Consider the following 13,629-nt stretch of genomic DNA (forward strand, 5'->3'; position numbering starts at 1 on the left):
GTGAGGAATGCATCATGCCGGATTGGTCTTATCATGGAATATTCAGACCTTTACTAAAAAAAACACCTCCAATATGGTCGCGGGAATTTATTCACCGTGGAATGAATTTAGTCGCTTCCCTTCCATTTGGCGTTGGCGGACATATTATTAATTTTCTTGGCAGGGAAGAAAGCTCCCCCCTTTTAGAAAAAAAGCTAATGGATATCAGCTTCCAAAACCCAATTGGATTATCAGGAGTAGTAGATCCAAACCTCAGTGGCACACGGGCATTCTCAAACCTTGGATTTGCTTTTTTGGAGATTGGGCCAGTAACATGGGAACAGACAGGGAACAGGGAAACTCCAATAGTGAAAGAGGACACCCAGTCCATTTTCTTTCCAAATGAATCGATAGGTTTTCAAACAACCATGGATAAGCTAAAGAAGGTTCCACCTAAACAACCATTTCTGATTAGGCTTCAGGGTAGTCACCAGGAAATAAAAGTAATGGCTGAAGGATTGGAACCATTTGCTGCAGCTTTCATTGTGGAAACACCTGAAATGATTGACATAGGTGTTTCCAATAAAACTGTGCTTCTCTCTGTAAAAAATATAAATAGCCTCTCGCTAACACAGTTAGATTCTTTTTCTGGAATAATTGTGGAAGAAACGAATGGATTTGAAAAGCTTAAACAGGATATCGTCCAATTATTATCTCTTGGATGGAAGAAACCAATCATTAGCTCAGGGGGGATTCAAGAGCCCGCGCAAGCTCTTGAATTGGCTGAAGTAGGAGCAGATTTGTTTATGGTTAAAGAGGGCTATGTCTTCTCAGGACCAGGACTACCCAAGCGGATTAAGGAAGCGCTTTTAGATAAAGAGAAGATTTCCTCTCCACCACAGGAAGGATGGTTTTCCTATTGGCTTTTCGGCTTGTTCATACTTGCTGGCGGGCTGTTGGCTCTACTTTTCAGCATTACATCCATCATTCTTCCATATGATGAACACTTTCTACGCATGAAAAAAGAGGAAATATGGATCTTCAATGAACGAGTCATGCTATTTATGGCACATGACCGGATGACCTTGGCAGGAACGATGATTTCAGGTGGAATTGTGTATATGCAACTGGCTAAACATGGGGTCAAAAGAGGCATGAAATGGGCAAAGCAGGCAATTGATCTTGCCGCCATAGTCGGTTTTCTGGGGATTTTTGCATTTATCGGCTACGGCTATTTCGACTGGCTGCACCTAGCGTTTTGGTTAATCTTACTTCCTTTCTACCTTCACGGTTATAGGAAGACAAAACGAATATCCGGTACCCCATCCTCTCCTAATCGGTATAATCACAAAAGTTGGAGAGTCGGAATCTATGGTCAGCTGGCTTTTGTAATATTAGGATTTTCTTTTGTGATGGGAGGAGTGATTATATCTAGCATTGGGGTATCTTCTGTATTTGTCGCAACAGATATTACATATATTTGTATGCCCCCTGAGATGCTTGACAGCTTCAACCAAAACCTTATGCCTGTTCTTGCACATGACCGGGCCGGTTTCGGGAGCGCTCTTTTAAGTGTCGGCCTTCTCGTATTGACTCTATCACTCTGGGGTTTCCAGCAGGGAAATCAATGGGTCTGGTGGACTTTCATGATTGGAGGATTACCGGCTTTCATTGCCGGTATTTACATTCACTTTGCTATTGGGTATACCACGTTCATGCATCTGCTGCCGGCCTATTTTGCTCTAGGATTATATGTTTCAGGATTACTATTGTCCTATCGTTTTCTACACAAAACAATAGATTGACCTCCATGTAAGTAGATCCATTTAAGAAAGCAGCTGTCGAATTCTACCGACAGCTGCTTTTTTGAGCCAATTTTATATAGTTTAAGAAGCACTATCTGATATCCTTCCTAAGAAAAAACCGTCAACTTCGCTTAATTTCCCTCTCCAGAGAATTTTCCCTTCTGAGGGAGTGGGTTTACTGTCTCCACAATAAACCTTCGTATTTTTTAAATGGATGAAATTTGCTTCTGCACTTTTGCTAGATTCAAAGCTTTCTCCTGTAGCTGCAAGTTGTTCGCTTATCTTTTGGGCAATTTCATTTCCATCTTCAAAGGTCTCACTCATCGTTTCAAAGTAATCTTTAGCTGATATAAGAGTACCTGATATAACTGCACCGTTTACATTCAAACTAATATCCAGGGAAAAATCATAACTATTGGCTGCTTGCACAAAAAACTCTAAAATACTGTCTTTTCTGGCACCAAGTTCATTACTCATTCACACTTCTCCTTTCATCAGCAGAAAAGATAACCAAACCATTTTTTGCGTTATTCGGATTTGGCTGCCTTTTTAGCAGAAGCTTTCTTTTTGGTTTTGGTAGAACCAGATTTAGTCCCTGAACGTTTTTTCTGACTCTTTTCTTTCTCTTCATCATCATTGGATGTTTCTTCGCTTGAATCCTTCTTTTCATCAGATTCTGTCTCAGCTTCAGACTGATCCTCTTTTTTATTATCAGGGCTAAGTTTAGCTATCATCTCTTCTAATTTTCCAATTCGGTCTGTCAGTTTACTATTCTTCTCTTTCAATGATTGGTAGTCGCCATTGTCTGATTCTTCATCATCATCTTCTGCGCTGTCTGGGATACTATCTAAATAGAACCCGTTAATATCACTAAGCGCCCCTCTCCAAAGTGCTTCTCCCTTGGAAGGTGTTGATTTACTGCTGCCACAAAATACTTTTGCATCTTTAAGATGGATGAAGCTTGCTTCCATGCCATCATCTGAATCGATTGCTTCTCCTGCTTGAGCGAACTTTTCACTAAGTTGTTGAGCAACCTCGCTGCCATCCTCAAATGTTTGGCTCAAGCTAACAAAATAGTCCTTGGCCGAAACAATAGTTCCTGTAACAATGGCACCATTTACATTTAATGTGATATCAATGGATACATTATGCTTGTTCGTTGCCTGGACAAGGAAAGCAAGAATATTGTCTTTCCCTGATGCCTGCTCTTTCATCATGTTATAAGCTCCCTTCAATCATTAAGATGAAGTATCGTCATCACTTGATAGCGTAGTCTCATTATCCTCTTCCTCTTTTTTCTTCTGTGATTTAGAAGATTTCTTAGCAGTAGAGCGCTTCTTTTTCGCTTTACTTTTCTTTCCTTTTTCTTCCTCATCATCGTTACTATCATCTTCTGATTCATCATCTTCTGATTCATCATTTTCTTCATTTTCCTCTTCATCGTCTGTTTCTTCTTCGTTGTCCTCTTCTGCTTCTTCTGAACTATCGCCAGCTTCTTTATCTTCTGATAGTTTTGACAGCATTTCCTCTAATTTCCCTAATCGGTCAGTAAGGTTTTTATTTTCTTCTTTCAATGATTCGTAGTCCTCATTGGTAGAATCCTTTGAGGACTCTTTAGTTGCAGCCACTTCTTTCTCATTTGAAGCATCTTCATTGGAAGCATCCTCTTCAGACTCATCTTCCATCGTATCTTCCTTTTCTTTATTAAATAAACCTTTTGCGGATCCCTTGATAGAATCATAAGCTTTCTTGGATTTTTCCTTGGCAGTTTCTCCAAAGCTGGAGCTTTTTGTTTTAAGAGCCTCTGTATCAATACTATTCATTAGTTTTTTTCCGTTTTCCGCAGTAGCTAAATAACCGACAGTTGCCCCGATGATTCCTCCGGCGATGGAACGAGTGATTGGACCTGCAAATGAAGTTCCTTCCTTACTGGTGTTTTGTTCCTCTGTTTGATTTTCTGTAGTGTTTGTTTTGTTTTCTGACATAATTAAAACCTCCTATTTTTAGTTGTTTTAGTAGTTGAATTCAGTAGAATTAATTCGGTTGGGACTTAACTTTTTTTCGAGAGATTCAAGTCTCTCCAATAACATTTTATTTTCCTCTTCCAATGCCTTGGTGTTGTTATCCACCGCTTTAGAGCTTAGATAAGGATCCGTTTCCCACCAATCCATGCCAATCTCTTTTGCTTTATCAACGCTGGCGACAATAAGTCGTATCTTGATGGTCAATAGTTCTACATCTGCAATACCCACCGTTATGTCACCGGCGATCACGACACCTTTGTCTAAAATTTTCTCAAGCACATCCACTATCGTACTTGATTGTCCAGTCGTTTGAACTGCCATTATATGAACCCTCCTTAGGGTAACGATGTTTTTATAGCAAGCTTCCTAGAGGTCCAAGGTCCAGATTCAAGTCGTCTGCATCAAGGCCGAAGATTTCTTTTAGTTCTTCCATCTTTTCCTCCAGATTCATCAAAGCTTCACCTAAGTCTTCAATCTGCTCATCGGTCAAGGTTCCGCCTTCCACACGTCGCATGGCATGGCGTTCCACGATTTGCCTCAGCAGCTCCACCACAGTCAAGACAAGTTGAGCTAATCCATGTTCCGCTTTATCAGGATCTAAATTAATTCTTCCACTTGTCGGGTTGGCCTGTTGCATGTATTAATCCCTCCCTTTGATGATCAAATTCTACGGAAGATACCGTCTTGCCATTTCCCTGCTGTGCCTGAACCAGGGATTCTACAGATGCAATCAAGACACGAAGATCCAAGTAAACAAGATCGACGCCCGCTATGGAAATGACCAAATCCGCTTTTATTGCCACACCTTTATCAAGTATGACGTCTAGAATATCTATTAAAGCTATATCCTTGTTTTCTATCGAATCTCTATGGGACATAATTAGTCATCCTCACTTATGAAAAGCTTGAAAAGTGATAAGCAGGCCATGGTCCGGTCGGTTCAAACTGCCAGCCCATATCCCCCATTTTCTTTTCAAATTGCTGGATTTCTTCCAAAAACTGATCCACTTTTGAAGAAGAAATAAGATAGACGCTATTCCAGGTCATGTTTTCTTTTCTGCCTGTCACATCTTTGCTCCAATTCCTCTTTACATTCCCTTGCAGAACAAAATCCTTAAGATGTGTATGAATCCTTTCACTCACACGATCCTTTTCGTTCTCGACTTCATCATCAATCAATTTATCAAGTTTTTTCTTTTCAAAAAATTGTTTCCCTTTAGATAATTGACTGATTTCTTCTCTACGCTGTTCTATTGCGGGATTGCTCTGGCTTACTTGCTTTTTTAACAATTCATCGTTGCAATATATTTTAAGATTCCATTCTTCATTGCCTTCTAGAAGCGCAAAGGTGTCTGTCATCTTGGAATGGTTTTGCTGCACAATATCTATTAGACTAGTTTCGTTTTTATATAACGTACAAAACTTTAAAGGTATCACAGTATATAATTTCGATAATCCCATTACTGTCTCATGATGATGAAATGCTTTTTCTTGCAGCCATTCCATATCACTATTGATTTTCTCTTTGATGATTTCCTCTGAATACTCATTTGCATCCAGTGAACATACAATAGCGGTTATTTCCCCTATTGATATGGTGTAAATATCACCTATTCCATCAAAACCTTTTATGGATGGAACTGGCTGGCTTACTGATTCATTAGATGGGATTAGCCCATATAGATAAATTAATTCCCCCATACTCTAACCCTCACTTCTTTTTGGTCAAATGCTCCCATTGTTCCATTTCCAAATTCTTGGCTACTTCGTAACGGTGCAACAGTTCGGCTTCCTTCTCTTTGTATGCATCATCCGGTATTTCACCAAGTTCATACATCATCTGCAATTGAATGAGCTTTTTTTGAATGGTTGGAAGGTCATACAGTTCTTTGTCCGCTTCCTCTTTCACTTTCTCGCCGATTTTAATGACAAGATTGATAGGTGCAGCTACAATTTTATGGAGCATTTAAGCATCCTCAACTGTTAATCTGATATTGACAAAGTTGTAGGCCGGCCATGGACCACTGTAATTAAAATCAACCTTATCCTTCCATTTATCATGTGCTTCATTCACTTTCTGATCAAACTCTTCTTCTTTATCCCTATCAATAAGAAAAGAGGCGTTTAACAGCATCTTCTCCCCAATAGGGTCATTCACTTTAGATGCTTCTGCTGTATCCTTCAATGGTTGGAAGATTTCAGCCTGCATCTCTTCTTGGAGGGAGATGAATAGTTTTTGAGCAGCCTCACCTAATTGGATTCGCTCATAGTAGCTTGCTGCTTCCGATTTCCCTCGGACCTTCTCTGCCATTTTCCCCATTTTTTCATTACCACCAGCCAGTTCTTCCAGCCATTCTTTTTTGCCAATTACTTTTAAGCCTAATTCGATTTTTCCTTTGATAGCTGGGAAAAGTTTTTCGAATTGAGGATATAAGTTTTCAAGCAGGACGGCTACATCTTCTCTGGAATGAAAAACATTACCGAAGCTTACAGGAATGACGGTATCATTTTGTTTCATTACAAGGGAAATCGCTTGCTGATGCATCATCAGGTTTTCTTTATTTGGATGGTAGATTTTCATCGGCACTTCTGCAGCTACCATGGCAGAGTCTTTATATGAAATGGTAAAGAGTTCTCTTTTCTCCCCTTCCAATTCAATATGACCAAATTCCTCTTCCGTTTCAGTTTGAATTCCACAAATGATATAAATACCCATTTTTTCTTCTTGGCTCATCATAAGACTCTCCTTTATTACTCAGTGACCTTCATATTTTCACAGGCCGTCAAGATCATTTCTTCTGCTTCTTTCAGCGGCTGTTCGCCATCCAGACAACGACTTAATGGATGTCCGAGTATATCCTTACAGAGCAGCTTGAAATCTTCATTTTTCCCGTTAACTGGAATATCTCCCTCAGATGCCAACTTTGCAATCATCAAGGAAGCCCTTAAGCTGGGACCGTTCTTTTTGCATGATTTACGAAGTTCTGCTACAAGAGAAGTAATGGCTTTTGCTTCTTCTTCTCTCATATCTACTTTCTGCGAAACAATCTTTGCCTCCCTATCCACCTCTTTATAATCAACATGGATAGTAATCAACCTGTCCAGTAAAGCGTCCTGTGTATGAAAAACGCCTGCATATTCATCTGGATTGCTTGTGAAAATCACTGCAAAATCAGGATGAACAGGCACAAAAGGTTCCGTCAGCTTCGACCCATACAATGGAAGGATACCTTCCTCCAAAATGGATAGAAAGATGTTATTTGTCGTTGGTTGAGACCTGGTAAATTCATCATACACAAGCGTGTATCCGTTCTTCACAGCCTCCAACAAACGTCCGTCCCTCCACGTTTCTGTCACATTTTCCTCTTTCTTATAGACAGAACGGATATAGTTATCTACAACCTTTTTCGTTGTATATCCTGTAAAATCACCAATCAGGTCCTTATTGTTCAACTCATGGTTTCCGTGGATGAGCATGACAGGCTTTTTCCTCTTCTTTGCAAGCGCAAGTGCCATGGAAGTTTTACCTGCACCAGAAGGGCCTGTAAAATGAATAGGATATCCGGCCTTAAGATAATGCAGTGAGCGAGAAAGCAAATCCTTCGTTTCCGAGTCTTGAATTAGTGCCCGTGGATCTTTCTTGATTTTTTCTTTTAAAACCGTCACTCCATTCCCTCCTACTCACCGCGTGCTATCCCTCGTGTTTAATGGAACTTCTATACCTGATATCACGCCTTTTATATGAAACGACCTCTTTGTCTTTATTTAAGTGGACGTCATATATACCAAGCATTTCATCTTTTGCGTACTTTTTCATATATTCCTTTTCTTCAATCACTTCCACTGTAAGCTTCCAGCCTTCGTTGTCACTTTGTTCAACGGAGGTGATTTTATGAAGGGGGGCTACGAATTCGTTGAAAAAATCAGCGACATTCCCCATGATTCTTTTAATTTCCATATGGACCTCCTGCATAAATAGAAGGGAAAGCCTAGGAAGTATCGCCTGGCTTTTCCCATTCTAGTATCTAAATACTAAAGCGCGGGCTTCGTTCATTTTGCTGTTCAGGGAGCCCGTTTTCTTGCACTTCGTCACGAAGTAATCCAACCGCTTCTGCGTATCGTAACCATGTATCTACGCTGGCAATTACCACTCTTGCCTCGACCGTCAGGATTTCAATACCAACCACCGAAACCCTTACGAAGGCATCAATGACGATCCCTTTATCCAGTATGCGGTCAATAACCTCTGCTAAACTTGAACTGTCTGTACTTTTTTGAACGGACATACTTCATGTCTCCTTTCATCCTGTCCATCAAGAACCCATTGTCTTAATGTCATTTGAGGATTTGATATTTTTAGAGCTTTTGATCTTGCTTGCACCCTTCATATCTGTATAGCTCTTGATGCTATTTACACCCTTGACTTTGCGGTCATCATCATCGTCTTTTGTCGAGGATATCTTTTCTTGAAAGTCCTCTCCCGCTTCGACAACTTTACCTATTTTGTCGCGGACAGATAATAGTGCATCTTGTGCTTTTTCTTTACCTTCTTCTGCTTTATCTTCAAACTGTTCCGCTTTTTCTTCCGTCGCTTCTTGAAGGTTTTCTGTAGCATCCTCCGCCTTATCCTGAATAGTATCGACGAATTTTTCTTTCGCTTTTTCTTTCACTTTATCTTTGATTTCCTCTTTTATCGGCTCAGGGGTGTGTTCAAATAGTTTCTTTGCCGCTTTGCCTAAGGTCTTCTTTATTTCATTGCCCATCCAATTACCACCTTTGGGTTCATCGAAAGAGGACTGATTATTTCTTTGAATCTACTAATTCACCCAGCATGTTTTCGATTTTATCCAGTCGTTTATTAATGCTTTTGTTTTCTTCCTTGATTTCGTCCAAATCAGAAGAATTGCCTTCGGATTTGGATTTCTTTTTCTGGTCACTTTTTAATGGACTCAAAAGGCTTACCACATTTTTGCCCATATATCCTGAAGCCAATTGTTTGATTCCGCTTTGCGCCTGTGCAGCCAGCATTTCTTGGGCTGATCTTCTTAATTGGTTACCAGCTACCTTCACAATTTCCGATTGGCTTATATTTTTGAAAAGCTTTTTACTTGTACCGGGGCTAGAAAGTAAACCGATGCCAGCACCTACCACACCTCCAACAATTGCTAAATTGATAGAGTAATTGCTAATATCGTTTTTTTCTTCTTGTTGTTCTTTCTTCTCTTTTACAGCCATGTAGATCAACCTCATCCCTTCTGTGTGTATACTTTATAAATTAAAAACTGAATTGTCCTTCTTGATTCCTATTTGCAAGCCCTTCCTCCTGGACCTCATCTCGTAAAAGCCCGACTGCTTCCGCATATCTTAACCATGTATCCACACTTGCAATGACTACTCGCGCCTCCACTGTCAGGATTTCAATCCCTACCAATGAGACCCTTACAAATGCGTCAATAACGATACCTTTGTCAAGAATCCGATCAATTACTTCTGCAAGACTGGAACTGTCCGTGCTTTTTTGAACACTCATTTATAATTACTCCTTTCCGCTTTCAAATTTTAATGAAAAAATTATTATTCGTTTGACTTAGTAGGTATATATCCTAATAACCCCTGTCTAAAACGGGGCTTTAGAAGCAATGTCTCTAAAAATTCCAAGATATTCATTGTTTATGTCCGAATTCAGCTTTTACAAAATAGGAGGAAAGGGGCAGGTATCCATTATTCTTGAAATAAAAGGAAAAAGTTTGAAGTTATATTACAATAACAATACATTTTATTAAGAAGCGTTTTTAGAAAATAAAAAAGGCCAATCCGGCTCGTTAACGAGCCGGATTGGCCTTTTCCTTTATCTATTACTTATACCATCACTTTACATACATCATTCGTAAACTCAACAGGATCCTCTAACGGTAATCCTTCAATTAACAGCGCTTGGCTGTAAAGTAAGTTCGTGTACAACGCGAGCTTTTCACGGTCACCTTCATGTGCACTCCTCAATGACGTAAACACATCATGATTTGTATTGATCTCCAAAACCTTGTTAGCCTTGATATTTTGATTATCCGGCATCGCGCTTAGGATTTTCTCCATTTCGATGGTTACTTCTCCTTCTGTAGATAGACAAACTGGATGTGTTTTTAAGCGTTTGGATACCTTCACCGCTGAAACTTTATCAGCAAGGATTTCTTTCATCGCTTCAAACAATTCCTTGTTTGCTTCCTGTTCGGATTCTGTTTGCTTGTCATCTTCTTCAGAATCAATGCCAAGATCTCCGCTTGATACGTTTTTGAACTCTTTCTCTTTGTAATTCATCAACATCTTGATAGCGAACTCATCAATGTCCTCTGTGAAGTAAAGGATTTCGTATCCTTTGTCAGATACTAGTTCTGTTTGCGGCAGTTTTTCGATTCTTTCTTTGGACTCCCCAGTTGCATAATAGATATACTTCTGATCATCTTTCATGCGGGAGATATACTCATCCAACGTCACAAGCTCCTTCTCTGTGGAAGAATAGAACATCAGCAAGTCTTGCAACTGCTCTTTGTTTGCGCCGTATTCAGCATAAACACCATACTTTAATTGACGGCCGAATGCCTCAAAGAACTTCACATACTTCTCACGTTCGTCCTTTAGCATGCCAAGCAAAGCACTCTTGATTTTCTTCGCCAGGTTCTTCGAGATGAATTTCAGCTGACGGTCTTGTTGCAGCATTTCACGGGAGATGTTGAGGGACAGGTCCTCGGAATCTACCAATCCTTTAACAAAACTAAAGTGGTCAGGCAGCAAGTCCGCACATTTGTTCATAATCAATACGCCGCTAGAATATAGCTCTAATCCTTTTTCAAATTCCTTGGAATAGTAATCGAATGGGATACTCTCTGGAATATAAAGGATTGAGTTGTAGCGGATTGTACCGTCTACGCTAATATGAAGATGCTTTAAGGGTTTGTCAAAACCATAATGTTTTTCATTGTAAAACTTCTCATAATCTTCATCAGTTAGTTCTGTTTTATTTTTACGCCAGATTGGCACCATGCTGTTAATGGTTTGCTCTTCTGTCACTTCTTCCAGTTCTTCTTCATTGTCCGCTTTTGGTTTGGAAGTGGTAACATCCATCTTAATTGGGTAGCGAATGAAATCGGAATATTTTTTGATGATGGACTTTAATCTGTACTCATCTAAGTACTCATCATAGCTTTCGTCTTCTGTATTTTCTTTTATTTTCAGAACGATTTCCGTCCCTACAGAATCTTTCTCAGCCGGTTCGATTGTGTATCCATCTGCACCTTCAGATTCCCATCTGTACGCTTCATCGCTGCCAAGGGCCCTACTTGTCACGGTCACTACATCCGCAACCATAAATGCCGCATAGAACCCGACACCAAACTGACCGATGATGTCATGCCCGTCCTTGATTTCATTTTCCTTTTTAAATGCCAAAGAGCCACTTTTCGCAATCACACCAAGGTTTGCTTCCAATTCTTCTTTGGTCATCCCGATACCTGTATCGATAAGAGTTAATGTTCTTTCCTTTTTATTAGGAATAACTTTTACAAAATAGTTGTCCTTATCAAATGTAAGAGATTCGTCCGTTAAAGCGCGGTAATATATTTTATCCATTGCATCACTTGCATTGGAGATAAGCTCTCGCAAAAATACTTCACGCTGGGAGTAGATGGAGTTGATCATCATTTCTAAAAGTCTTTTTGATTCAGCTTGGAATTCTTTCTTTGTCATGTTCTGATTTCTCCTTCCAAATATGTATGATTATATTTTAGCACTCTCAAAAGAAGAGTGCTAACGCTCTATAAAATAATTATCATAGTTGGATATTTTATGTCAATAGGTTTGAAAAGAAAAAAAACAGTGCAATCCAAAAAAGGATTCCACTGTTTTTATACTAGGATGCACTTTTAGAAAGCTCAGAAACATTAGGTGTAGATACTTTCAATTTCCTATCATATATAGACGTAGTAAAAATAGCCACCAACATGAAGCCCATCAGTACTCCAAACAACATCCCCATACCGGAAAGGTCCACCAGCACTCCACCCATAAATGGTCCAAGCATGCGTCCTCCGGTTGCTGTCGAATTGACGATTCCTTGATAGAACCCTTCACGTCCTTTTGGCGCAAGCTGGTTTGCGACAGTCGGCACGGCTGGCCAGACGAACATCTCCCCTATTGTAATGATAATCATTGCGACAACGAAAGCCATGTACTGTTCTGCCACTCCCACGACAGCAAAGGAGATAATGAATATCACCAGGCCGACGATGATTTGTGTTTTCAATGTTTTGGTGTATTTCTTAACTATCCAAGATATGATGGGTTGCGCCAGTACAATCATCGCCCCGTTAATTGTCCATAAAATACTGTACTGTTTAAGCGAAATGCCTAACGATTGCGTATGTGCAGCAATGGTCGTTTGCCATTGGACATAGCCCATCCAGCAGAGCAGATAACCGATACATACCGTTAACAGCGCATAAAGTTTGGTGTGGTCTTTTATCCTCTTCTTTTGATCAAGGATGGAAGTCTGGCTTGTCGGGTTTGCCTGTATTTTACGATAACCAAATAGAGCTATTGTAAAAAAGACCGCATATGTGACCGTATTCGCAAGGAATATGTAGTCAAAGCGGATATCTGCTACAAGTCCACCTAATGCCGCCCCTATTGCCACTCCGAGGTTTTGCGAAACATACATCGCATTGAATGCTTTGCGTCCCCCGTCTTTCCAGACAGAACCTGCCATGGCATACATGGAAGGAAACACAATGCCTGATCCAAATCCAATAATGGTTAAGTACACCACATAGAAATTCCAGGTGTGATTGATGGTCATTCCAATCAGTGCTGTAATAGTGATGGAAATCCCCAACAATATGGAACGATAACCACCAATTTTATCAAAAAGTATCCCACCGATCAGGTTTCCAATGACACTGGCGAAAGCATTGACCATCAGGACAAGACCTGCTACAGATAGGGATTTTCCGAGTATGTCATGAATGTATATTGTATTTAACGGCCATAAAAAAGAAGCCCCTGTTACGTTTATTGCCATTCCAATAACTAATAACCAAAGGGCTTTGGGCATTTTCCGCATTTTGAGGTGCCCTCCTTCAACCAAATTATTTCGAAATCCAAAATAATTGTAATCCGTTTTGAAGGTAGTTTCAATATAAAAAGATTGAAAGGAGAAAATGTATTTATTCTGACATTTGGGACATCAAAAAAAGCAGCACTTAGGCTGCTCTTTTACTCGTTCTCGCTATGATTTTTGGATCGGACTGGTTGGGCTTTTTTCAAATTTTTCTGTTTTACTTCTTTTACCGGATTATATTCTGCACCCATTTCAACGGCCGTGTTTTCGGCGTTTCTCGTTTTTTGTTCTGGGTTATTTTGCTTAGATCGTTTTTTCATCGACGGTAGCCCCCCTTAATGTCTTAGTAACGTCATTTCATTTTGCAGGTTTTGCAATTGCAGACGCATGCGGTTCAACTGTTCACGTTGCTGTGCGTTACAGCTCTGGGAAAGGTGCATCAAATCATTATAAGTTGCTTCGATCTGCTCTTGAGCACTCGTGAACTCTGTATCATTGTAATGTTCCAATTGCTTTGCCTCTGTGTATTGTGCATGTGCATTGCGCAATGCATCTTCACATTGTTGTATAAACTGTTCAACCGATTCTCTTGTTGCCATGTTTCCATTCACCCCACATATTTTCTGTTTACTCTGCTTTATTTTGCTCATTTTTCTTAAGTCCATGCTAAAAAAATGAACAGCATTGAAGCAGAGGCAATATACATGCTAAA

General features: G+C 39.9%; 20 protein-coding genes. 1 reads left to right on the forward strand and 19 read right to left on the reverse strand.

Going from position 1 to position 13,629, the window contains the following annotated elements:
* Positions 1-14 precede the first annotated feature (14 nt).
* Complete coding sequence (locus LG307_RS17495; protein ID WP_404444675.1) at positions 15-1,784, forward strand: dihydroorotate dehydrogenase; 1,770 nt, start codon at positions 15-17, stop codon at positions 1,782-1,784.
* Positions 1,785-1,865: 81 nt separating this feature from the next.
* On the opposite strand, the gene gvpU (LG307_RS17500) is transcribed toward LG307_RS17495, so the two are convergent.
* The 19 genes from gvpU (LG307_RS17500) to LG307_RS17590 all read right to left on the reverse strand — a co-directional run bounded on the left by gvpU (LG307_RS17500) (position 1,866) and on the right by LG307_RS17590 (position 13,516).
* A complete protein-coding gene (gene gvpU, locus LG307_RS17500; RefSeq protein ID WP_404444678.1) occupies positions 1,866-2,261 on the reverse strand; it encodes a gas vesicle accessory protein GvpU in 396 nt (131 codons plus the stop codon).
* A 50-nt stretch (positions 2,262-2,311) separates the two neighbouring features.
* Positions 2,312-3,001, reverse strand: coding sequence for a gas vesicle accessory protein GvpU (gene gvpU, locus LG307_RS17505; RefSeq protein ID WP_404444680.1), 690 nt, complete (start codon positions 2,999-3,001; stop codon positions 2,312-2,314).
* Positions 3,002-3,022: 21 nt separating this feature from the next.
* Entirely contained in the window at positions 3,023-3,769 is a 747-nt protein-coding gene (gene gvpT, locus LG307_RS17510) for a GvpT/GvpP family gas vesicle accessory protein (protein ID WP_404444683.1), read from the reverse strand.
* A 27-nt stretch (positions 3,770-3,796) separates the two neighbouring features.
* Positions 3,797-4,129 (reverse strand): gas vesicle protein, encoded by a 333-nt coding sequence (gene gvpJ / locus LG307_RS17515; protein WP_223490830.1) that lies wholly within the window; start codon positions 4,127-4,129, stop codon positions 3,797-3,799.
* A 31-nt stretch (positions 4,130-4,160) separates the two neighbouring features.
* Positions 4,161-4,445: a gas vesicle protein K gene (locus LG307_RS17520; RefSeq protein WP_404444686.1), complete on the reverse strand. Its 285-nt coding sequence runs from the start codon at positions 4,443-4,445 to the stop codon at positions 4,161-4,163.
* Positions 4,411-4,686, reverse strand: a complete 276-nt coding sequence (locus LG307_RS17525; protein WP_223490831.1) for a gas vesicle protein — start codon at positions 4,684-4,686, stop codon at positions 4,411-4,413. The genes LG307_RS17520 and LG307_RS17525 overlap by 35 nt, the downstream gene beginning before the upstream one ends.
* 16 nt (positions 4,687-4,702) lie before the next feature.
* The gene (locus tag LG307_RS17530) at positions 4,703-5,509 is read right to left on the reverse strand and encodes a GvpL/GvpF family gas vesicle protein (protein WP_404444688.1); all 807 of its coding nucleotides are present in this window, start codon (positions 5,507-5,509) and stop codon (positions 4,703-4,705) included.
* Positions 5,510-5,519: 10 nt separating this feature from the next.
* Positions 5,520-5,774, reverse strand: a complete 255-nt coding sequence (locus LG307_RS17535; RefSeq protein ID WP_404444690.1) for a gas vesicle protein GvpG — start codon at positions 5,772-5,774, stop codon at positions 5,520-5,522.
* Positions 5,775-6,542: a GvpL/GvpF family gas vesicle protein gene (locus LG307_RS17540; protein ID WP_404450491.1), complete on the reverse strand. Its 768-nt coding sequence runs from the start codon at positions 6,540-6,542 to the stop codon at positions 5,775-5,777.
* A 17-nt stretch (positions 6,543-6,559) separates the two neighbouring features.
* A complete protein-coding gene (gvpN, locus tag LG307_RS17545) occupies positions 6,560-7,474 on the reverse strand; it encodes a gas vesicle protein GvpN (RefSeq protein WP_404444692.1) in 915 nt (304 codons plus the stop codon).
* A 25-nt stretch (positions 7,475-7,499) separates the two neighbouring features.
* Positions 7,500-7,766, reverse strand: coding sequence for a gas vesicle protein GvpO (gene gvpO / locus LG307_RS17550; protein WP_404444695.1), 267 nt, complete (start codon positions 7,764-7,766; stop codon positions 7,500-7,502).
* A 67-nt stretch (positions 7,767-7,833) separates the two neighbouring features.
* Positions 7,834-8,094: a gas vesicle protein GvpJ gene (gene gvpJ / locus LG307_RS17555; RefSeq protein ID WP_404444697.1), complete on the reverse strand. Its 261-nt coding sequence runs from the start codon at positions 8,092-8,094 to the stop codon at positions 7,834-7,836.
* Positions 8,095-8,121: 27 nt separating this feature from the next.
* A complete protein-coding gene (gene gvpQ / locus LG307_RS17560; protein ID WP_404444699.1) occupies positions 8,122-8,571 on the reverse strand; it encodes a gas vesicle protein GvpQ in 450 nt (149 codons plus the stop codon).
* A gap of 37 nt (positions 8,572-8,608) precedes the next feature.
* A complete protein-coding gene (gene gvpT, locus LG307_RS17565) occupies positions 8,609-9,043 on the reverse strand; it encodes a GvpT/GvpP family gas vesicle accessory protein (protein ID WP_404444701.1) in 435 nt (144 codons plus the stop codon).
* A 40-nt stretch (positions 9,044-9,083) separates the two neighbouring features.
* Positions 9,084-9,338 carry a gas vesicle structural protein GvpA gene (gene gvpA / locus LG307_RS17570; protein WP_010195308.1) on the reverse strand — a complete coding sequence of 85 codons (255 nt, stop codon included), beginning with the start codon at positions 9,336-9,338 and terminating at the stop codon, positions 9,084-9,086.
* Positions 9,339-9,667: 329 nt separating this feature from the next.
* Positions 9,668-11,548 (reverse strand): molecular chaperone HtpG, encoded by a 1,881-nt coding sequence (gene htpG, locus LG307_RS17575; protein WP_404444703.1) that lies wholly within the window; start codon positions 11,546-11,548, stop codon positions 9,668-9,670.
* A gap of 163 nt (positions 11,549-11,711) precedes the next feature.
* Positions 11,712-12,911, reverse strand: a complete 1,200-nt coding sequence (locus LG307_RS17580) for an MDR family MFS transporter (RefSeq protein ID WP_404450492.1) — start codon at positions 12,909-12,911, stop codon at positions 11,712-11,714.
* 161 nt (positions 12,912-13,072) lie between these two features.
* Complete coding sequence (locus LG307_RS17585; protein WP_404444705.1) at positions 13,073-13,237, reverse strand: glycogen biosynthesis protein GlgD; 165 nt, start codon at positions 13,235-13,237, stop codon at positions 13,073-13,075.
* A gap of 15 nt (positions 13,238-13,252) precedes the next feature.
* Positions 13,253-13,516 carry a YtzC family protein gene (locus LG307_RS17590; protein WP_010195299.1) on the reverse strand — a complete coding sequence of 88 codons (264 nt, stop codon included), beginning with the start codon at positions 13,514-13,516 and terminating at the stop codon, positions 13,253-13,255.
* Positions 13,517-13,629 lie beyond the last annotated feature (113 nt).

The organism is Sutcliffiella horikoshii, assembly GCF_044809035.1.
In the GTDB taxonomy this organism is placed as follows: domain Bacteria; phylum Bacillota; class Bacilli; order Bacillales; family Bacillaceae_I; genus Sutcliffiella_A; species Sutcliffiella_A horikoshii_G.

Bases quoted from the DNA above. Each gene is read 5' to 3' on its own strand.
- LG307_RS17495 (WP_404444675.1), top strand. From the start codon at position 15: ATGCCGGATTGGTCTTATCATGGAATATTCAGACCTTTACTAAAAAAA.
- gvpU (WP_404444678.1), bottom strand. From the start codon at position 2,261: ATGAGTAATGAACTTGGTGCCAGAAAAGACAGTATTTTAGAGTTTTTT.
- gvpU (WP_404444680.1), bottom strand. From the start codon at position 3,001: ATGATGAAAGAGCAGGCATCAGGGAAAGACAATATTCTTGCTTTCCTT.
- gvpT (WP_404444683.1), bottom strand. From the start codon at position 3,769: ATGTCAGAAAACAAAACAAACACTACAGAAAATCAAACAGAGGAACAA.
- gvpJ (WP_223490830.1), bottom strand. From the start codon at position 4,129: ATGGCAGTTCAAACGACTGGACAATCAAGTACGATAGTGGATGTGCTT.
- LG307_RS17520 (WP_404444686.1), bottom strand. From the start codon at position 4,445: ATGCAACAGGCCAACCCGACAAGTGGAAGAATTAATTTAGATCCTGAT.
- LG307_RS17525 (WP_223490831.1), bottom strand. From the start codon at position 4,686: ATGTCCCATAGAGATTCGATAGAAAACAAGGATATAGCTTTAATAGAT.
- LG307_RS17530 (WP_404444688.1), bottom strand. From the start codon at position 5,509: ATGGGGGAATTAATTTATCTATATGGGCTAATCCCATCTAATGAATCA.
- LG307_RS17535 (WP_404444690.1), bottom strand. From the start codon at position 5,774: ATGCTCCATAAAATTGTAGCTGCACCTATCAATCTTGTCATTAAAATC.
- LG307_RS17540 (WP_404450491.1), bottom strand. From the start codon at position 6,542: ATGAGCCAAGAAGAAAAAATGGGTATTTATATCATTTGTGGAATTCAA.
- gvpO (WP_404444695.1), bottom strand. From the start codon at position 7,766: ATGGAAATTAAAAGAATCATGGGGAATGTCGCTGATTTTTTCAACGAA.
- gvpJ (WP_404444697.1), bottom strand. From the start codon at position 8,094: ATGTCCGTTCAAAAAAGTACAGACAGTTCAAGTTTAGCAGAGGTTATT.
- gvpQ (WP_404444699.1), bottom strand. From the start codon at position 8,571: ATGGGCAATGAAATAAAGAAGACCTTAGGCAAAGCGGCAAAGAAACTA.
- gvpT (WP_404444701.1), bottom strand. From the start codon at position 9,043: ATGGCTGTAAAAGAGAAGAAAGAACAACAAGAAGAAAAAAACGATATT.
- gvpA (WP_010195308.1), bottom strand. From the start codon at position 9,338: ATGAGTGTTCAAAAAAGCACGGACAGTTCCAGTCTTGCAGAAGTAATT.
- htpG (WP_404444703.1), bottom strand. From the start codon at position 11,548: ATGACAAAGAAAGAATTCCAAGCTGAATCAAAAAGACTTTTAGAAATG.
- LG307_RS17580 (WP_404450492.1), bottom strand. From the start codon at position 12,911: ATGCCCAAAGCCCTTTGGTTATTAGTTATTGGAATGGCAATAAACGTA.
- LG307_RS17585 (WP_404444705.1), bottom strand. From the start codon at position 13,237: ATGAAAAAACGATCTAAGCAAAATAACCCAGAACAAAAAACGAGAAAC.
- LG307_RS17590 (WP_010195299.1), bottom strand. From the start codon at position 13,516: ATGGCAACAAGAGAATCGGTTGAACAGTTTATACAACAATGTGAAGAT.